Genomic DNA, 17,754 nt, shown 5'->3' with positions numbered 1-17,754 from the left:
CCGTGCGCGGGCCGCCGGAGGCGTATGGTCAGACCGTACGACGACGCGGACGGCGAGGAGCTGTGGTCGCTGAAGGAGGGGTTCGAGACGGGGCTCGGCGAGGGGACGGGCGGGGAGGAGAAAGCCGAGCAGTACGCGGCGAAGCTCACCGATTCGTACCGCGGGGAGTGGCTGTCGTGGGTGGCGGACTGTGTCGGTGAGGACGAGCGCTGCGTGCAGGTCGCGGAAGGCGACGTCGGTCTCGCGGGCTACGTCTTCGTCCTCCCGGAGTCCGCGAAGTTCGTCTGGGACGCCGCAGTGCTGAACGAAATCTACGTCGCGCCCGCGCACCGGGGGACGGGCGTCGCGGACGACCTGATGGACGCCGCGCTCGCCTTCGCGCGGGACATGGACCTCCCGCTCGACCGGATGGTGCTCGACGTCGACGGCGAGAACGAGCGCGCGCGGGCCTTCTACGACCGCTACGGCTTCTCGCACTGGGGCGAGATGGTCGCGCGCGACCTCTGAGCCGTCAGTCGCCGACGACGCCGCCGACTGCGCCGCCGACTGCGCCGAAGACGACGGGGTAGATGACGCCGGCGAGGACGATGCCGGTGACGACGTCGGGTTTGGCGGAGGGGCTTCCGGAGCCGATTTGCATGACGAAGACGCCGACGACGGCGAGGACGGCGTAGCCGATGGCGACGGTCACGCCGGATTTCGCGCCGCTGGCGGGGTCGCGGGCGTTCGACCGGAAGGCGACGAGGAGGCCGGCCAGGAGGAGGGCGAGGGCGGGGATCGCGTAGAGCGCGACCGTGAAGCCGTCGTCGCCGCCGATGAAGTTCGTCGCGGACGAGCCGAAGAAGCCCGCGTTCACGATGGTGTCGACGAAGTGCGCGTTGTAGAAGACGAGGCCGACGGCCTGCCAGACGCCGCCGGCGTCGCTGTTCTGGAGGAGCTGGCCGATGAGAGAGTTCCGGATGGACCCGGCCGTCGCGGCGTACGTGAGGACGTAGCCGACGAGCCACGCGATAACGCCGGCGGCCGCGCCCGAGACGAACGGGACCTCGTACTCGTCAAGTGCGGTGGACATACGTGGGTACGTTCGCGGGAGTCGGCAAAAGCCGTTGGGGCCGTATCACGCGCAGACATCGAACAGAACGACCGCGAGTGGCGGTCGAGGGCTTCGCGCCCGGTGAGTCGCGTGCGGGGAGGTGTGTACGAGACCGCGCGTCGGTGGGCGGGGGTGCTCCGCAACCACTAAACGCGCTTCGGCCCACCCTCCGGTAATGACCGATTGGACGGAGAAGTACCGCCCGTCGACGCTCTCCGAGGTTCGGGGGAACGACAAGGCTCGGGACGCGTTGAAGCAGTGGGCGGCGTCCTGGGACGAGCACCGCGACGCGGTCATCGTTCACGGGCGGCCCGGGGTGGGGAAGACGTCGGCGGCGCACGCGCTCGCGAACGACATGGGGTGGGACGTCATCGAGTTGAACGCGAGCGACAGCCGGACGAAGGACGTCATCGAGCGCGTCGCCGGCGAGGCGGCGAAGTCCGGGACGCTCACGGGCGGGAGCGGCGGGCGGAAGCTTCTCATCCTCGACGAGGCGGACAACCTCCACGGGAACGCGGACCGCGGCGGCGCGGCCGCCATCACGCGCGTGGTGAAGGACGCGAGCCAGCCCATCGTCCTCATCGCGAACGAGTTCTACGAGATGTCGAACGCGCTCCGCCGGGCGTGCGAGGACATCGAGTTCCGCGACGTCTCGAAGCGCTCCATCGTGCCCGTGCTCCGCGACATCTGCCGGCGAGAGGGCGTCGAGTACGAGGACGCGGCGCTCGACGCCATCGCGTCGAAGAACTCGGGTGACCTTCGCTCCGCGGTGAACGACCTGCAGGCGCTCGCGGAGACGAACGAGGTGCTCACCGCCGACGACGTCGTCACCGGGGAGCGCGACACGACGGAAGGCATCTTCGACTTCCTCGACGACGTCATCAAGAACCTCGACGCGGAGAGCGCGCTCAAAGCGTCCTACGACGTCGACGAGAACCCGAACGACCTCATCAACTGGATCGAGGACAACATGCCGAAGGACTTCGAGGGCTCGGAGCTCGCGGACGCCTACGGCTTCATCGCGAAGGGCGACCAGTGGCTCGGGCGGGTGCGGGCGACGCAGAACTACTCGTACTGGCGGTACGTCTCCGACAACGTCGTCGCGGGGACGGCGGCGAGTCGACAGGGGTCGAAGGGCGGGTGGACGCGGTACGGGCCGCCCTCCTACTGGTCGAAGCTCGGACGGACGAAGGGCACGCGGAACACGCGGGATCACGTCGCGAGTCAGATCGCGGACCGCTCGGGGGTGTCGATGGCGACGGCGCGCCGCGAGATCATGCCGGTGTTGGCGGCGATGACGCATCACTGTAAGCCCCGGGAGCTCACCGTCGCGATGGCGGCGGCCTACGACCTCGACGCCGCGCACGTCTCCTTCATCACGGGGTCGGGCGAGGACACCAACAAGGTACAGCAAATCGTCGAAGACGCCGAGGAGCAACGAGAGGAGGCCGCAGTCGAGCACTCCGGCGGCGCGTTCGAAGGCGCGACGCGCGACGAACGCGGAACCGAAGGCGAGGTCGGAGAGCGCGGCGACGGCGACGGGTCGTCGGACGACTTCGACGCGCTCGTCGAGGACGACGAGAACGAGTCGGCGGCCGACCCGGAGGAAGCAGACGAGGACGACTCGCAGGCGGGGCTCGACGAGTTCTTCTGAGCGAGGGTGGCGAATACTGATAGGGGTCGGCGGCGAGGTGGCGAGTAATGGCTGGAGAGACGAGGTGGCTGCCGGACCGCCCACCGTCGTGGCTTGACGTGGGGGTGGCGCTGCTGGCGGTGGCGTGGCTGGCGCTCGAAGTGGTGGGCGAGCCGGTGTCGTGGCCGTGGGTGGCGGTCGGAGTCGCGGTGTTCGCCGTCGGCGCGGGGCCGGGGGCGAACTCGGCGGTCGGCCGGCGAGCGGGCGCGTGGTTCGGCGACCGCGGTGCCGTCGGGCGGCTCGCGGTGATTCTCGCGTTGCTCGCCGTCATCGTCGCGGTGCGGTCGGTGCTTTCGATTCCGCTCGTCGTCGTGGTGAGCGTCGCGGCGGGCGTCATCGGGTCGGTTCCGGTGTACGTCGCGCTCCACGTGGTCGTCGCCGGCGGCGTCGGGGGCGTCGGCGGAGAGCGGGGATAGGGGTTGCCGGCGGGCGAGGAGTTTTCGGGTCGGGCGGTGAGAGGCGAGGTATGAAGGCCGCAGTGCTGCGGGAGTACGGGGAGCCGCTGGCTATCGAAGAGCGCGCGCGACCGGAGCCCGCGCCGGACGGCGTGGTGGTCGAGGTCGAGGCGTGCGGGATCTGTCGGAGCGACTGGCACGCGTGGAAGGGCCACGGGGAGTGGGCGGACGACCGCGTGGAGCCGGGGACGGTGCTCGGTCACGAGCCCGCGGGCCGAGTCGTCGAGGCCGGCGAGCGCGTCGAGCGCTTCGGCGTCGGTGACCGCGTGGCGGTGCCGTTCTCGCTCGGCGACGGGACGTGTCCCTACTGCCGGGAGGGGAAGGGGAACGTCTGTCAGGACGGGTGGGCGCTCGGGTTCGAGCCCGACGCGGACGGTGCGTTCGCGGAGTACGTCGCGGTTCCGGTAGCCGACTACAACCTCGCGGCGCTCCCGGACTCCGTGAGTTTCGAGGCGGCGGCGGCGCTCGGCTGCCGGTACATGACGGCGTTTCACGCGCTCGCGGAGCGCGTCGCCGTCGACTCGGGGGACTGGGTGGCCGTTCACGGCTGTGGCGGCGTCGGGCTCTCCGCCGTCCAAATCGCGCGCTCGCGGGGCGCGAACGTTATCGCGGTTGACCTGAGCGAGGAGAAACTCGACGCCGCTCGGGACGCCGGCGCGCACGAAACCGTGAACGTTCAGGATGTCGACGACCCCGCCACGGCCGTCCGCGATATCGCCGGCGACGGCGGCGCGCACGTCTCGATGGACGCCGTCGGCGTCCGCGCGACCTGCCGCGCGTCCGTCGGGTCGCTCCGCGACCAAGGCACGCACGTTCAGGTCGGTCTCACCACGGAGGAGGAGAGAGGCGAGGTGAGCCTGCCGACGGACTACATGACTCGCCACGAGCTCTCCTTCGTCGGCGCGCGCGGGATGCCGCCGACGAGCTACGACGCCCTCTTCCGCCTCGTCGAGACTGGTGACGTCGCCCCCGCCGCTCTCGTCACGAAGGAAGTCTCCCTCGAAGCCGTCCCCGACCGCCTCGCCGCCATGGATGACTACGGGACAGTCGGCGTCGAAGTCGTCACCGACTTCTAAGGGACGCGCTGCTCCGTGGATGCAGGCGGAGAGAGTGGAGCGCAGGCCGACGAACCGAGGGCGGTCGGAGAGAGCGGCGCTACGCGTCGAGGGCGGCGGCGATCGCTTCGAGTTCGCCCTTCCGGAACGCCCGGTCGACGTCGCCCGTCTCGTCGTCGCGTTCGCCGATTCGTTCGAGGATGCCGGCTCTCATCCGCGGTTTCGGCGGCAGCGAATCAGTGTCGATATCATCGCCGACGGCGTCGCAGATGGCGGCGAGGTCCTCTTTCGTGAACGTCGCCGATATCTCCCGCTCGAATCGACCCACAGCCACCCGAATCTCGTTCCGGAGTTCGTCGACGGTCTTCGCCATACCGCCCTGTGGGGTGAGCGCGCCGTGTAGCTGCTGGTTACGCTTCGACATCCGGAGGGAGCGAGGGCGTCGCTCTGTGTTCGTCAGCGGCGTGCGGCGTCAGAGGCCGGCGACGTCTTCGATGGCGTCGGTGAGTCGTTTGATGCTGTCGAGGTCGTGTTCGCCCATGTGGCCGATGCGGAAGGTCCGCTCGCCGAGCTGGGAGCCGTAGCCGTTCGAGAAGACCATGTCGTACTCCTCGGAGACCTGTTCGATGGTGGCGGCGACGTCGATGTCCTGAGTGTTCTCGATGCAGGCGACGGTCTGGGACTCGTAGCCGTCCTCGGGGAACATCGCGAAGTGCTCGCGCGCCCAGTCGCGGGTGTATTCGGCCATCTCGCGGTGGCGCTGGTCGCGCGCTTCGTGAGTCTCGTCGAGCATGTGCTTCATCTGCTGGCGGTACGCGAGCATCACCGGGATGGCGGGCGTGGAGTGCGTCTGGCCCTTCCGGTCGTAGTAGTCGAGGGAGCGCTGGAACCCGCCGTACCAGGAGGCCGAATCGGATTCGACCTCTTGGTCGTAGGCGTCGTCGCTGACGACGCAGACGGCGAGGCCGGGCGGCATCGCGAACGCTTTCTGTACGGACGTGAAGATGACGTCGATGCCGTGGGCGTCGATGTCGACGTAATCCCCGCCGAGGGCGGAGACGGCGTCGACGACGAAGCGCGTGTCGGGGTACTCTTTCAGGACGTCGCCGATGTCCTCGATGGGGTTGCGGACGCCCGTCGAGGATTCGTTCATGACGCAGGTGACCGCGTCGTACTCCCCGTCCGTTGCTTCGAGGTGTTCGCGGACGTCTTCGGGTTTCACCGCCTCACCCCAGTCGTATTCGAGGGTGTCGACGTTCTTCCCGAGGCGTTCGGCGACGTTCGCCTGCCGCTCGCTGAAGCTCCCGCAGGTCGTCACGAGCACGTTCTCGTCGACGAGGTTGAGAACCGAGGACTCCATGAACTCGGTGCCGGAGCCGGTGAGGACGATGACGTCGTTGTCCGTGCCGAGGAACGTCTTGGTGTCCTCGACGATGGTCGTGTAGAGGTCGGTCATCTGGTCCATGCGGTGGCCGAACATCGGCTCGCACATCGCCTCGATGACGTCCTCGCGGACTTCGGTCGGACCGGGGATGTACAGCGTCTTCTCGGGGTAGTCGTCTCGGTATTCGCGTTTCTGAGTCACGTGCGCCACCTAGCTGTCCGCGACTTCGCTTCGACGCGGTATGGTCGTTGTGATACGGCGAATATTTCGCCGGGCGAACACGGGGCAGAAGGAGAGAAGGAACTATTTATATCCGCGTCGACAGGACGGTATGGCGCTCTCGCGACCCGTGAAAATCGTCCTCGTCGCCGCGCTCGTCGTCGTCGCGGCCGTCGTCGGCACGGGCGCATTCCTCCTCTGGAACTTCACGCAGCCCATCGAGGAGTCCTACGAGCACGAGTACGAGTACCGCGTGACGGTCGACCCGAACGAGACGCTGACGAACGCGACGCTCTACCTCCCCGCGCCCGTCGAGAACGGCTCGTCAATCGTCGACGCGCGCATCGAGAACACGAGCGACGGCGTCGCGACCGAAGTCGTGGAGACGGCGCGCGGGCCGATGCTCGCGGTGACGGCGGACCGGCTCCCGCCGAAGTACGAGAACCGCTCGGAGCCGCTCCCGACGCCGACGGGCACAGCAGGAGAGACGACGAGCGGAGCGACGACGTCGACGGCGCAGTCCACGCGGCGGTACCGCGAGCCCTACCAGTGGGTCGTCACCGTCTCCGTGAACGAGACCATCGACACGAAGACGCCGGACACGGGCGAACCGCTCCTCCGCCCCCGCGAGAACGTCACGCGCACGGCGTGCGGGTCCGGGTACGGGGACGCGACCTGCTACGCGTTCGACACGGCGGTGTACGCGTCCTACGACGCGCCCGCGAACGCCACGACGCAGGTGGCGGTCGTCTTCGCCGGCCGGAACACGTGGTTCGCCGGCGGCTGGACGGGCAACGAGTACGAAGAGCGCGTCTTCGTCGACCTCGCGGGCGAGGAAGACGGCTGGCGGCGCGTGAACGGGAGCGCCCGATGGGGCTTCGGGCGGTACTGACGGTCGACCGGCCGGCTATTCGAAGGAGACGTCTTCGAGCGCCGGCCGGTTCTTCGGGAGCGCGGCGGAGAGCTGGTCGGCGAGGTGGCCGTACCACTCGCGGGCCTCCGCGGTGACGGAGGCGTGGACGTCGTCGAGCGCGGCGTCGAAGTGGTCGGCGGTGACGGTGAGCGAGTCGACGCCGGTCGCGCCGCCCGCGACGTAGTCGTCCATCGCGACCATGCTCGCCTCGCGGACGAGCGCTTCGATGTCGCTCCCCGTGAAGCCGTCCGTCCGGTCGAGGAGCGCGTCGAGGTCGACGTCGTCGGCGAGCGGGACGCCCTCGGTGTGGATGTCGAGGATGCGGCGGCGCGCCTCCCGGTCCGGCACGGGCACGTGGATGGCCTTGTCGAGCCGGCCGGGGCGGAGGAGCGCGGAGTCGACGATGTCCGGGCGGTTCGTCGCCGCGAGCACGACCACGCCGTCGAGCTCTTCCACGCCGTCGAGTTCAGTGAGGAGCTGGCTGACGACGCGCTCGGTGACGCCGGAGTCGAAGCTCTGCCCGCGCTGCGGCGCGACGGCGTCGAGCTCGTCGATGAAGACGATGGTCGGCGCGTTCTGCCGCGCCTTCGCGAAGAGGTCGCGAACCGCCTTCTCGGACTCGCCGACGTACTTATCCAGCAGCTCGGGGCCTTTGACGGAGATGAAGTTCACGCCGCTCGCGTTCGCCACGGCCTTCGCCACGAGCGTCTTTCCCGTTCCCGGCGGGCCGTAGAGCAGGACGCCGCGCGGCGGGTGCGTCCGCAGGCGGTCGAACGCCTCCGGATACGTGAGCGGCCACTCGACCGCGCGCGTGAGCTCCGTCCGCACGTCGTCCAGCCCGCCGACGTCGTCCCACGTGACGTCCGGCACTTCGACGAAGAGCTCGCGCATCGCCGACGGCGACACGACCTGAATCGCGGCTTCGACGTCGTCGCCCGTGACGGTGATGTTGGCGAGCACGTCCGCGGGAATCTCCGGCGCGTCGAGGTCGAGCTCCGGCCGGACGCGACGCAGCGCGTTCATCGCCGCTTCCTTGGCGAGCGCCTCGATGTCCGCGCCGACGAACCCGTGCGTGCGGTCCGCGACGCCGTCGAGGTCCACGTCCTCCGTGAGCGGCATCGCGCGCGTGTGAATGTCGAGGATCGTGCGCCGGCCCTCGCGGTCGGGGACGCCGACCTCGATCTCGCGGTCGAACCGCCCCGGTCGCCTGAGCGCCGGGTCGATGCCATCCGGTCGGTTCGTCGCCGCGATGACGATGACGTCACCGCGGTCCTCCAGGCCGTCCATGAGACTCAACAGCTGGGCGACGACGCGGCGTTCGACCTCGCCGGAGACCTCGTCGCGCGGCGGCGCGATGGAGTCGATCTCGTCGATGAAGACGATGGTCGGCGCGTTCGCGCTCGCCTCCTCGAAGACCTCGCGGAGGTGCTCTTCGGATTCCCCGTAGAACTTCGACATGATCTCCGGCCCGGAGATGTCGACGAAGTTCGCGTCCACCTCGTTCGCCACGGCGCGCGCGATGAGCGTTTTTCCGGTTCCCGGCGGGCCGTAGAGGAGGACGCCGCGCGGCGCGGAGATGCCGAGGCGCTGGAAGAGCTCCGGGTGGCGGAGCGGGAGTTCCACGATCTCGCGGACCTGCTCCAGTTCGTGGTCCAGCCCGCCGATGTCCTCGTAGGATATCTCCGGCGTCGTCGTCCAGTCGTACTCGAGGTCGGCGTCGCTCACGGGTTCTGCGCGAATGACGACCTCCGTCTCGGCCGTGACGAGTATCGGACCGGTCGGCTTCGTGTTCGTCGCGAAGAAGACGAGCGGGTTTCCGAGGAGGTTGAAGCGGACGGCGTCGCCGCGGACGAGCGGGCGGTCGCGGAGCGAGTTCTTCGCGAACGCCTCGCCGCCGGTGAGCGAGAGGCCGGGCGGCGGCGCGAGCACCACGCGCTCCGCCGGCTCCGCCGTCACCGGTTCGACGGTTACTTTCTCGTCAATCGCGGCTTTCGCGTTCGACCGCGTCGTCCCGTCGACGCGCACGAGCCCCGGCGAGTCGTCCGGATACGCCGGGAGGGCGCGCGCGACGGTCGTCCGGCGGCCGCGGACGCTGACGACGCCCCCCGGTTCCACGCCGAGATCGTCGAGCACCGACCGGTCCACGCGAGCGACACCGCGGCCGGCGTCTTCCGGACGCACCGCCGCGATGGTGAGTTCTACGGGCATACACGGAGCGACGACGGCTGCAGTAAAAGTCGTTCGGCATCCAGCACGGAACGGAAAGACGAAGGGCCGTCAGTCGTCGACGACGGATTCGCCCTCGCGTTCTTCCTGTGCGGTGAGGAGCTTCGAGAGGAACTGCTTCGCGCGGTCGGTCTCCGGGTCCGTGAAGAAGTGCTCGGGGTCGCCGGATTCGACGATGCGGCCGTCCGCCATCAGAACGACGCGGTCCGCGACTTCGCGCGCGAACCCCATCTCGTGGGTGACGACCATCATCGTCATCCCCTCGTCCGCGAGGCCGCGCATGACGCCGAGGACTTCGCCGACGAGCTCGGGGTCGAGCGCGCTCGTCACCTCGTCGAAGAGCATGACGTGCGGCTCCATCGCGAGAGCGCGGGCGATGGCGACCCGCTGTTGCTGGCCGCCCGAGAGCTGTGCCGGGTAGGCGTCGGCCTTCTTCGCCAGGCCGACTTCGTCGAGGAGGTCGCGGCCTTTCTGCTCCGCCTCGCGCTCCGGGACGCCTTTGACTTTCGTCGGCGCGAGCGTGATGTTCTCCAGCGCCGTCTTGTGCGGGAAGAGGTTGAAGTGCTGGAAGACCATCCCGATGCGCTGTCTGAGGACGTTGATGTCCGTCCTGTCGTCGGTGATGGATTCGCCTTCGAGGCGGATGTCGCCCGACTGGATCTCCTCGAGGCGGTTCGTGCAGCGGAGGAGCGTGGACTTCCCCGACCCGGACGGGCCGATGACGACGACGACTTCGCCGTCCTCGACGCCGAGGTCGATGTCCTTCAGCACGTGGTTCTCGCCGAAGTACTTGTTCACGCCCTCGAAGACGACCTGCGGGTCGTCGCCGGCGGAACGACGGCTCAATGGCCGTCACCCCCCCAGGACGCGCGGTCTTCGAGGTACGTCACGAGTCGTGAGAGCGGCATCGTAATCATGAGGTAGGCGATAGCGACGAGGACGATGGGCGTCCACGCGTCGAACGTCGCGGAGTTCACGGAGCGGAACGCGTCGATGAGTTCGGGCACGGCGATGACCGTGAGGAGCGACGTGTCCTTCACGAGAATGACCTGGTCGTTCCCGATCGCCGCGAGGGCGTTCCGCCACGCCTGCGGGAGGATGACCTCGCGCATCGACTGCGTGTAGGACATCCCGAGCGACCGCGCGGCCTCCTGCTGGCCGTCGGGGACGGCCTCGATGCCGCCGCGGACCGCCTCGCCGATGTAGGCCGCGTGGTTGAGCGTCAGTCCGATGACGGCGGCGGGAATCGACCAGTTCGGAATCGGGAACTGGCCGGGCGGCCAGAACGCCGGAATCCCGATGTAGAGCACCATCAGCTGGAAGAGGAGCGGCGTGCCGCGGAAGAACTGGACGTAGCCGGAGGTCACCGCGTTCGTGAACTTCGTCTTCGACACGCGCCCGAGGCCGACGAAGATGCCGGCGATGACGGAGAGCACGCTCGAAACCACGAAAATTCCGAGCACGAGGAGGAACGCGTCCACGAACTGCGGGTAGATGATGTTCACGAACAGCGACGGGTTCACCTTCAAGAAGACGATGGACCCGACGAAGGCGACGACGGCGAGCGTGAACACCGCCGCCGCGGCGATACCGAGCCACTTCACGTTCTCGTCGTTCAGCCGCGGCTCTTCCACCCGCGTCATCTCGTCCGACTGCTGGTGGGATTCAGCCATAGCGGGCGATCAGCCGCTGAAGTACTCGTTGTAGATTTCGTCGTACGTCCCGTCGTCTCTGATAGCCTGCAGGGCGTCGTTGACCTGAGAGCGGAAGTCGTCGTCGTCCTTCCGGAACGCGATGCCGTAGTTCTCGACGGTGAGCGTGAGGTACGGCGGCGCGTTCTCGCCTTCCTCGGCGGCCGCGCCGTCGCCTTCGACGAACCGGACGGTGTCCTGGTGGCTCTCGACGAACTCCGCGTTGACGGTGTTGTCGTTGATGACGGCCACCACCTGGTTGTTGTTGAGCGCGTCGAACGCCGCGGGAATCTGGTCGTAGGACTTGATAGTGAGGTCGCCGCCGAACTCCTCTTTGAGCTGCTGGGCGGCGTTCTCGCCGGTCGTCCCCTTCTGCACGCCGACGTTCTTCCCCTTCAGGTCCTCCTTCGCCGTGATGTCGGAGCTCTTGAGGACGACGATAGTCTGGTACGCCGTGAAGTAGGGGTCGGAGAAGTCGACCTGCTCCGCGCGCTGGTCGTTGATCGTCATCGCGGACATGATGACGCGGAAGTTCCCGTTGTTGAGCGAGCCGATGATGGTGTCGAACGCGGTGTCTTGGAACTCGTAGCTCATCCCCATCTCCTCCTCGAAGACGGCCTGCGCGATGTCGACGTCGAACCCCTTGAGGTTCCCGTCGGCGTCGGTGTACTCGAACGGCCGGTACGGGATGTCCGAGCCGATCGTGACCGTGTTCTCGCCGCCGCCCCCGCCGGAACAGCCGGCGAGTGCGAGCGCGGCGGCCGCGCCGCCGGTGGCTTTCAGGTAGCTTCTGCGATTGGTGTCAGTCATGACGACTCGTACTTACGAGGGGGCAGTTAACACGTTTTCCCCTTCGGCCGGCTGACGGCCCGCCATCCCCGCGAGCCGTGAATGAACGTTCACTCGGTTCCTCGGAGTTCCCGACGCGCCGGGTCGTTCCTCGCGTCGATGCGGGGTGCGGGCACCCGCGAGTTTTTGTGAGCGTCGCGCGCAGGGCGTACTGTATGGAGTTCATCCACGTCTGCCTGAACGTCGCGGACGTCGACGAATCGGTCGAGTGGTACACGGGCGAGCTCGGGTTCGAGGAGTCCTGGGAGTTCGAGGCCGACGGGACGAAGAACCGGTACGTCGCGGCGGAGAACGGCGTCGAGATACAGCTCGCGGACACCGAGGGGGAGACGCCGGACGAAGCGGGGACGGCGTGGGACCACCTCGCCGTCGCGGTGGAGGACGTCGACGAGGCGTTCGAGCGCGTCGAGAACCACGGCGTCGTACAGGAGCCGGCGGACAACGACGCGGCGGGCGCGCGGACGGCGTTCATCGAGGACCCGGACGGCCACGTCGTCGAGCTGGTGGAGCCGCTGGAGTAGCGGGGAAAACGGCCGCCCCACCCGTGTTTTCGACGTTTGTCGTCCGTCTCTTTTATAATCGTGGAGGGTCGTTCGGGGGTATGGGATTAGACGAAGACGCCCTCGACTACCACCGGCGCGACCCGCCGGGGAAGCTCGAGATCTCGACGACGAAGCCGACGAACACGCAGCGCGACCTCTCCCTCGCCTACTCGCCGGGCGTCGCCGCGCCGTGCCTCGAAATCGCGGACGACCCGAACGACGCCTACCAGTACACGGCGAAGGGGAATCTCGTCGGCGTCGTTTCGAACGGCTCCGCGGTGCTCGGCCTCGGCGACATCGGCGCGCAAGCGTCGAAACCCGTGATGGAGGGGAAGGGCGTGCTGTTCAAGCGGTTCGCGGACATCGACGTCTTCGACATCGAACTCGACCACGCGGACGAGCAGGCGATGATTCAGTCCATCGCGGCGATGGAGCCGACGTTCGGCGGCATCAACTTAGAGGACATCAAAGCGCCGGAGTGCTTCGTCATCGAGAACGCGCTCCGCGAGGAGATGGACATCCCCGTCTTCCACGACGACCAGCACGGGACGGCCATCATCAGCGGCGCGGCCCTGTTGAACGCGACCGAAATAGCGGGCAAGGACCTCTCGGATATCGAGATCGTCTTCTCCGGCGCGGGCGCGTCCGCAATCGCGTCCGCCCGGTTCTACGTCGAACTCGGCGTCGACGTCGAGAACATCACGCTCTGTGACTCCTCCGGCGTCATCACCGAGGAACGCGTCGAGAGCGGCGACGTGAACGAGTACAAAGCCGAGTTCGCGCAGTCCGGCGACGGCGGCGACCTCGCCGACGCGATGGACGGCGCGGACGTCTTCGTGGGGCTCTCGGTGGGAGGCATCGTGAGCGAGGAGATGATTCGGTCGATGGCGGCCGACCCCATCGTGTTCGCCATGGCGAACCCCGACCCCGAAATCACCTACGAGGAGGCGAAGAACGCTCGGGACGACACCGTCATCATGGCGACGGGGCGCTCGGACTACCCGAACATGGTGAACAACGTCCTCGGCTTCCCGTTCATCTTCCGCGGCGCGCTGGACGTGCGGGCGACGGACATCAACGAGTCGATGAAAGTCGCGGCGGCGGAGGCGCTGGCGGACCTCGCGAAGGAGGACGTTCCCGACCAGGTCGTGAAGGCCTACGGCGACCAACCCCTCCAGTTCGGCCCGGACTACATCATCCCGAAACCCGTCGACCCCCGCGTGCTCTTCGAGGTCGCGCCGGCCGTCGCCGACGCCGCCATGGAGTCCGGCGTCGCCCGGCAGGAACTCGACCTCGACGCGTACCGAGAGCGCCTCGAAGCCCGCCTCGGCAAGAGCCGCGAGATGATGCGCATCGTCTTGAATAAGGCGAAGAGCGAGCCGAAGCGCGTCGCGCTCGGCGAGGGCGACGACGAGAAGATGATTCGCGCCGCCTTCCAGATGCAAGAGCAAGGCATCGCCGAACCCGTCCTCATCGGCGACCGGAACACGGTCGAGGGGACCATCACCGGGCTCGGCCTCGACTTCGACCCCGAAGTCGTCGACCCCGCGCAGGGCGACACCGGCGCGTACGCCGACCGCCTCTACGACCTCCGGAAGCGCAAGGGCGTGACCGAGTCCGAAGCCGCCGACCTCGTCCGCGACCCGAACTACCTCGGGAGCGTCATGGTCGAGGAGGGCGACGCCGACGCGCTCCTCACCGGCCTCACCCACCACTACCCGAGCGCGCTCCGCCCGCCGCTCGAAGTCATCGGGACCGCGCCCGACGTCGACCACGTCGCCGGCGTCTACATGCTCACGTTCAAGAATCGCGTCATCTTCTGCGCCGACACCACCGTGAACACCGCGCCGACCGCAGACGTCCTTCAGGAGGTCGCGCGCCACGTCGCCGGCATCGCGCGCCGCTTCAACGTCGAACCGCGCGTCGCGATGCTCTCCTACTCGAACTTCGGGAGCGTCGAGACCGACGGCACGCAGAAGGTCGCGGAAGCCGCGAACGCCCTCCGCGACGACCCCGACGTCGACTTCCAGGTCGACGGCGAGATGCAGGCCGACACCGCCGTCGTCGAAGACATCCTCGACGACACCTACGGCTTCACAGATTTCGACGGGCCGGCGAACTGCCTCGTCTTCCCCAACCTCGAAGCCGGGAACATCGGCTACAAACTCCTCCAGCGCCTCGGCGGCGCGGACGCTATCGGCCCCATGCTCGCCGGAATGGACGAACCCGTCCACGTCCTCCAGCGCGGCGACGAAGTCAAGGACATCGTCAACCTCGCCAGCGTGGCGGTCGTCGACGCCCAAGAGGAGTAACGAGATTCGGAGCGAGCGAGAATCTCGGAACAGACGAGCGGAGAACGAAGTGAACCGCGAGTACGGTCGGAACTCGTTCCGACCGTGCTCGCACTCACGACGGTCGCGCGAGTAACGAGATTCGGAGAACGCGACAGCGTTCGAGAATCTCGGAAATACGAACGCTGAGCCGAGCGGAGTGAGGCGAGGCGTGAGCACGGTCGGAACAGGCGAGCGGGTCGCTGCGCGACCCGCGAGTAACGTGGTTCGGAGCAACGGGATTCGGAACGAGACGCTCGGGAGTCGTTCTCTTCTCGGAGCGGGTCGTGGAGGCGGAGTGGGCGGAGAGCGGTGCGTGGGGGGGTCAGCGTTGGCGGCCGGCGACGGTGCGGGAGGCGCGAGACTGCCGGGTGAGTGTTTTCTGCATCTCGACGACGCGGCCGTCGGTGTCGTCGGAGAAGTCGTGGGTGGTTTCGCGGACGCGGTGGAAGCCGGCGTCGTCGTAGAAGTCGACGGCGTTGCGGGAGGCGTGGAGGGCGAGGGTGTCGGCGTCCCAGACGCGCGCGACGGTTTCGAGCGCGCGGAGGAGGCGGGAGCCGACGCCCGTGCGGGCGTGGTCAGGGTGGACGTAGACGCCGGTTACTTCGGCGTCGGCGGCGGTGTCGAGGTGGTCGCCGGGTCGCGGACTGAGGGCGGCGAAGCCGACGACGCGGCCGTCGGTTTCGGCGACGAGGAAGGCGTCGGGGCCGTCGAAGGCGTAGTCGTCGGGTGAGCGGTCCGCGCCCCACGCGGCGACCTGCTCGTCGTCGTAGCCGTCGACGCCGAGCGCTGCGATGGACGCCTCGTGGACGGCACACACTTCGCGGGCGTCGCGCGGGGTCGCTTTTCTGACTCGCATACCTCCGTCGTGGGACCCCGTAGAAAAGGGCGAGTCGGTCAGGCAGACGGGGAGTGTCGGACCGGGTCAGTCGCTGGCGTTCGTGTTGGTGTTGCGGCCGGCGCGGCTGGGCGGGGGGATCTGTGGGTCGGCGGTGAGGTCGTCGGCGTCGGGGAGGAGGCAGCGGGCGGGTTCGCGGTTGACGTGGGCGTACTGGTCGGGGGCGTTGGCGAGGGGGTGGGCGGGGTTCCGGCCGGAGTCGAGGGCGGCGGCGCGGAGTTCGCCGAAGCCGGCGATGCGCGCGCGGATGCCGCGCCAGTGGGTGGCGGCGGCGGGAGGAATAGAAACGTCGTGGAGGGGGCGGTTGTGGGGGCCGGCGGCGGCGAGGCTCGCGACGTTGACGTTGGCGGCGAGGTCGTCGTGGTCGAGGACGACGCCGACGCGCGCGCCGGGCGGGGCGCGGGCGGCGAGGACGTCGAGGCCGAGGTGGAGGGCGCGGTATTCGGCGACGTTGTTGTCGGGGGCGTCGTCGGGGAGGGCGAGGCGGGCGACGCGGTCGCCGCTCCGTGTTTCGACGAGGACGCCGAGCCCGCTCGCGTCCGCCGAGAACGACCCGTCGGTGGCGACGTAGAAGTCTCGGTGGTGGGTGCGCGGCGGGTGCGCGATGTGCGGGGTAGGTGCGTCGTCGAACAGGTCGCGTAGGACGGGCCGGCCGACGGAGGCCATATCCCTCACTCGCGCCCCCGTCCTCTTAAACTATCCGCCGGAGTCGGTGGTCGCGTCCCGCGAGTTCACGTTCGTCCATTCGGGGGCGCGCGCACCGGCGAAAATTGGACGGGTCTGTCTTCGTGGTCGGTCCCGACGGGTGTGTCGAACGGCGGCGCGTATAGCCAGTAGGGGGAGATAATGATACCTTATACCCGTTTATGTCGGGCGGTTTTTCGAACGCGGTGGGAATCGGACCGCGAGGTCGTGTCGGTAATCCGACTGTCAGGGGGATAGATTTATGATGGTGCCGGGATTGGACGTTCGTACAGATGTCACAGCATGACATCCCCGGTTCGAGTCCGGGGGAACGGGTTCTTCCAGGGCACGTTAGCCCACAGTAACGAGTTCGATTCAGCCCGAATTTTCGACACGACCCTCAGAGACGGCGAGCAGACGCCGCGGACGTCGTTCGACTACGACGATAAGCGCGAGATAGCGGCAGTACTGGACGAGATGGGCGTCCACGTCATCGAGACGGGGTTCCCGGCGAACGGCCCCGACGAGTTCGAGGCCGTCTCGGACATCGCGGCCGCGACGGACACGACGACGTGCGGGCTCGCCCGCGTCGTCGAATCCGACGTCGACGCGGCCATCGACTCGGGCGTGGACATGATTCACGTCTTCGCGTCGACGAGCGACGTCCAGATCGAGGATTCGATGCACGCGACCCGCGAGGAGGTCGTCGACCGCTCCGTCGACGCGGTCCAGCAGGCCCGCGACGCGGGCGTCGAAGTGATGTTCTCGCCGATGGACGCCACGCGGACCGACCCCGACTACCTCGCGGAGGTCCTCGAGGCCGTCGACGAGGTCGGCGTCGACTGGGTGAACGTCCCCGACACCTGCGGGGTGGCGACGCCGACGCGGTACATGGAGCTCATCGAGTTCGTCACCGAGCACACGGACGCGCGCGTCGACGTGCACACGCACGACGACTTCGGGATGGCGACCGCGAACGCCGTCTCCGGGTTCGTCGCGGGCGCGTCGCAGGCGCAGGTCTCCGTGAACGGCATCGGCGAGCGCGCCGGGAACGCCGCGTTCGAAGAGGTCGTCATGGCCGTCGAGAGCGTTCACGGCGTCGACACGGGTATCGATACGACCCGCATCGCCGAGCTGTCGCGGATGATCGCCGAGAAGTCCGGCGTCCCCATCCCCTCGAACAAGCCGGTCGTCGGCGACAACGCGTTCAGTCACGAGTCCGGGATTCACGCCGCGGGCGTCATCGAGAACGCGGAGACGTTCGAGCCGGGCGTGATGACGCCGGAGATGATCGGCGCGGAGCGCTCCATCGTCCTCGGGAAGCACACGGGCACGCACGCCGTGCGCGAGCACTTAGAGGACGCCGGGTACGCGCCGACGGACGACGAGGTACGCGCGGTGACGAAGCGCGTGAAGTCGTACGCCGCGGGCAAGGAAGCGGTGACGCCGGAGAAGCTCGCAGCGTTCGCCGCCGAGGTCGGCGTCGAGGAAGCCCGGGAGCGAACGGAGGTTCGGACCTGATGGCCGGCAACCCATGCGCGAGCGGTAAGGTTTATCGTGCCGTGGGTGCTGGTTCCGACTACGATGCAGTCACGCGCCACGCGCTCGGGTTCGCCCGCCGCGAGCGGCGCGGCTGTGGTCGCGATTATCGTAGGGGCGTAGTCCCCTCACCATCCCACTTCTCAGACCGGTCGTCGCACGGATTTCGAAGCTACAGCACCA

The 17,754-nt window shown here is 68.2% G+C and carries 17 protein-coding genes; 8 read left to right on the top strand and 9 right to left on the bottom strand.

All coding sequences use genetic code 11. From position 1 onward, the window contains the following. The first annotated feature begins 24 nt into the window (after positions 1–24). Positions 25–507: a GNAT family N-acetyltransferase gene (locus IEY26_RS04095; RefSeq protein ID WP_188976106.1), complete on the top strand. Its 483-nt coding sequence runs from the start codon at positions 25–27 to the stop codon at positions 505–507. 4 nt (positions 508–511) lie between these two features. Here the strand turns inward: IEY26_RS04095 and IEY26_RS04090 are convergent, their stop codons facing one another. Beyond that, positions 512–1,072: a hypothetical protein gene (locus IEY26_RS04090; protein WP_188976104.1), complete on the bottom strand. Its 561-nt coding sequence runs from the start codon at positions 1,070–1,072 to the stop codon at positions 512–514. A gap of 196 nt (positions 1,073–1,268) precedes the next feature. On the opposite strand from IEY26_RS04090, the gene IEY26_RS04085 reads away from it, so the two are divergent. From IEY26_RS04085 to IEY26_RS04075, 3 genes are read left to right on the top strand one after another with little or no spacing between them, the layout of a single operon-like run. Beyond that, complete coding sequence (locus IEY26_RS04085; protein WP_188976102.1) at positions 1,269–2,747, top strand: replication factor C large subunit; 1,479 nt, start codon at positions 1,269–1,271, stop codon at positions 2,745–2,747. A gap of 47 nt (positions 2,748–2,794) precedes the next feature. Further along, entirely contained in the window at positions 2,795–3,202 is a 408-nt protein-coding gene (locus tag IEY26_RS04080) for a hypothetical protein (RefSeq protein ID WP_188976100.1), read from the top strand. Positions 3,203–3,252: 50 nt separating this feature from the next. Further along, positions 3,253–4,317, top strand: coding sequence for a zinc-dependent alcohol dehydrogenase family protein (locus IEY26_RS04075; protein ID WP_188976098.1), 1,065 nt, complete (start codon positions 3,253–3,255; stop codon positions 4,315–4,317). 79 nt (positions 4,318–4,396) lie between these two features. Here the strand turns inward: IEY26_RS04075 and IEY26_RS04070 are convergent, their stop codons facing one another. Both IEY26_RS04070 and IEY26_RS04065 read right to left on the bottom strand, forming a co-directional pair. Next, complete coding sequence (locus tag IEY26_RS04070; protein WP_188977106.1) at positions 4,397–4,669, bottom strand: hypothetical protein; 273 nt, start codon at positions 4,667–4,669, stop codon at positions 4,397–4,399. A gap of 99 nt (positions 4,670–4,768) precedes the next feature. Next, a complete protein-coding gene (locus tag IEY26_RS04065; RefSeq protein ID WP_188977104.1) occupies positions 4,769–5,881 on the bottom strand; it encodes a pyridoxal-phosphate-dependent aminotransferase family protein in 1,113 nt (370 codons plus the stop codon). A gap of 130 nt (positions 5,882–6,011) precedes the next feature. On the opposite strand from IEY26_RS04065, the gene IEY26_RS04060 reads away from it, so the two are divergent. Continuing rightward, complete coding sequence (locus IEY26_RS04060; RefSeq protein ID WP_188976096.1) at positions 6,012–6,791, top strand: hypothetical protein; 780 nt, start codon at positions 6,012–6,014, stop codon at positions 6,789–6,791. Positions 6,792–6,806: 15 nt separating this feature from the next. Here the strand turns inward: IEY26_RS04060 and IEY26_RS04055 are convergent, their stop codons facing one another. From IEY26_RS04055 to IEY26_RS04040, 4 genes are all read right to left on the bottom strand, one after another. Continuing rightward, positions 6,807–9,020 (bottom strand): CDC48 family AAA ATPase, encoded by a 2,214-nt coding sequence (locus tag IEY26_RS04055; protein WP_188976094.1) that lies wholly within the window; start codon positions 9,018–9,020, stop codon positions 6,807–6,809. A 69-nt stretch (positions 9,021–9,089) separates the two neighbouring features. Next, positions 9,090–9,884 carry an amino acid ABC transporter ATP-binding protein gene (locus tag IEY26_RS04050; protein WP_188976092.1) on the bottom strand — a complete coding sequence of 265 codons (795 nt, stop codon included), beginning with the start codon at positions 9,882–9,884 and terminating at the stop codon, positions 9,090–9,092. After that, positions 9,881–10,711 carry an amino acid ABC transporter permease gene (locus tag IEY26_RS04045; RefSeq protein WP_188976090.1) on the bottom strand — a complete coding sequence of 277 codons (831 nt, stop codon included), beginning with the start codon at positions 10,709–10,711 and terminating at the stop codon, positions 9,881–9,883. Before IEY26_RS04045 ends, IEY26_RS04050 begins: the two co-directional genes overlap by 4 nt. Positions 10,712–10,720: 9 nt before the next feature. Next, positions 10,721–11,539: a basic amino acid ABC transporter substrate-binding protein gene (locus IEY26_RS04040; protein WP_188976088.1), complete on the bottom strand. Its 819-nt coding sequence runs from the start codon at positions 11,537–11,539 to the stop codon at positions 10,721–10,723. 194 nt (positions 11,540–11,733) lie between these two features. Here IEY26_RS04040 and IEY26_RS04035 point away from each other — a divergent pair, with 194 nt between their 5' ends. Both IEY26_RS04035 and IEY26_RS04030 read left to right on the top strand, forming a co-directional pair. Further along, entirely contained in the window at positions 11,734–12,099 is a 366-nt protein-coding gene (locus IEY26_RS04035) for a VOC family protein (RefSeq protein ID WP_188976086.1), read from the top strand. 80 nt (positions 12,100–12,179) lie between these two features. Further along, entirely contained in the window at positions 12,180–14,432 is a 2,253-nt protein-coding gene (locus tag IEY26_RS04030) for an NADP-dependent malic enzyme (protein ID WP_188976085.1), read from the top strand. A gap of 343 nt (positions 14,433–14,775) precedes the next feature. Here the strand turns inward: IEY26_RS04030 and IEY26_RS04025 are convergent, their stop codons facing one another. Further along, the gene (locus IEY26_RS04025; protein ID WP_188976083.1) at positions 14,776–15,309 is read right to left on the bottom strand and encodes a GNAT family N-acetyltransferase; all 534 of its coding nucleotides are present in this window, start codon (positions 15,307–15,309) and stop codon (positions 14,776–14,778) included. A 66-nt stretch (positions 15,310–15,375) separates the two neighbouring features. Next, on the bottom strand, positions 15,376–16,014 hold the full coding sequence (locus IEY26_RS04020; protein WP_188976081.1) for a ribonuclease H: 639 nt from the start codon (positions 16,012–16,014) through the stop codon (positions 15,376–15,378). Positions 16,015–16,335: 321 nt separating this feature from the next. On the opposite strand from IEY26_RS04020, the gene IEY26_RS04015 reads away from it, so the two are divergent. Beyond that, the gene (locus IEY26_RS04015) at positions 16,336–17,553 is read left to right on the top strand and encodes a LeuA family protein (RefSeq protein ID WP_188976079.1); all 1,218 of its coding nucleotides are present in this window, start codon (positions 16,336–16,338) and stop codon (positions 17,551–17,553) included. The last annotated feature ends 201 nt before the right edge of the window (positions 17,554–17,754 follow it).

This window comes from Halocalculus aciditolerans (assembly GCF_014647475.1).
GTDB lineage: Archaea > Halobacteriota > Halobacteria > Halobacteriales > Halobacteriaceae > Halocalculus > Halocalculus aciditolerans.
The sequence above is the reverse complement of the archived record's forward strand: the minus strand, read 5'-3'. Positions and strand labels throughout refer to the sequence as shown.

Bases quoted from the DNA above. Each gene is read 5' to 3' on its own strand.
- IEY26_RS04095 (WP_188976106.1), top strand. From the start codon at position 25: ATGGTCAGACCGTACGACGACGCGGACGGCGAGGAGCTGTGGTCGCTG.
- IEY26_RS04090 (WP_188976104.1), bottom strand. From the start codon at position 1,072: ATGTCCACCGCACTTGACGAGTACGAGGTCCCGTTCGTCTCGGGCGCG.
- IEY26_RS04085 (WP_188976102.1), top strand. From the start codon at position 1,269: ATGACCGATTGGACGGAGAAGTACCGCCCGTCGACGCTCTCCGAGGTT.
- IEY26_RS04080 (WP_188976100.1), top strand. From the start codon at position 2,795: ATGGCTGGAGAGACGAGGTGGCTGCCGGACCGCCCACCGTCGTGGCTT.
- IEY26_RS04075 (WP_188976098.1), top strand. From the start codon at position 3,253: ATGAAGGCCGCAGTGCTGCGGGAGTACGGGGAGCCGCTGGCTATCGAA.
- IEY26_RS04070 (WP_188977106.1), bottom strand. From the start codon at position 4,669: ATGGCGAAGACCGTCGACGAACTCCGGAACGAGATTCGGGTGGCTGTG.
- IEY26_RS04060 (WP_188976096.1), top strand. From the start codon at position 6,012: ATGGCGCTCTCGCGACCCGTGAAAATCGTCCTCGTCGCCGCGCTCGTC.
- IEY26_RS04055 (WP_188976094.1), bottom strand. From the start codon at position 9,020: ATGCCCGTAGAACTCACCATCGCGGCGGTGCGTCCGGAAGACGCCGGC.
- IEY26_RS04045 (WP_188976090.1), bottom strand. From the start codon at position 10,711: ATGGCTGAATCCCACCAGCAGTCGGACGAGATGACGCGGGTGGAAGAG.
- IEY26_RS04040 (WP_188976088.1), bottom strand. From the start codon at position 11,539: ATGACTGACACCAATCGCAGAAGCTACCTGAAAGCCACCGGCGGCGCG.
- IEY26_RS04035 (WP_188976086.1), top strand. From the start codon at position 11,734: ATGGAGTTCATCCACGTCTGCCTGAACGTCGCGGACGTCGACGAATCG.
- IEY26_RS04030 (WP_188976085.1), top strand. From the start codon at position 12,180: ATGGGATTAGACGAAGACGCCCTCGACTACCACCGGCGCGACCCGCCG.
- IEY26_RS04025 (WP_188976083.1), bottom strand. From the start codon at position 15,309: ATGCGAGTCAGAAAAGCGACCCCGCGCGACGCCCGCGAAGTGTGTGCC.
- IEY26_RS04020 (WP_188976081.1), bottom strand. From the start codon at position 16,014: ATGGCCTCCGTCGGCCGGCCCGTCCTACGCGACCTGTTCGACGACGCA.
- IEY26_RS04015 (WP_188976079.1), top strand. From the start codon at position 16,336: ATGACATCCCCGGTTCGAGTCCGGGGGAACGGGTTCTTCCAGGGCACG.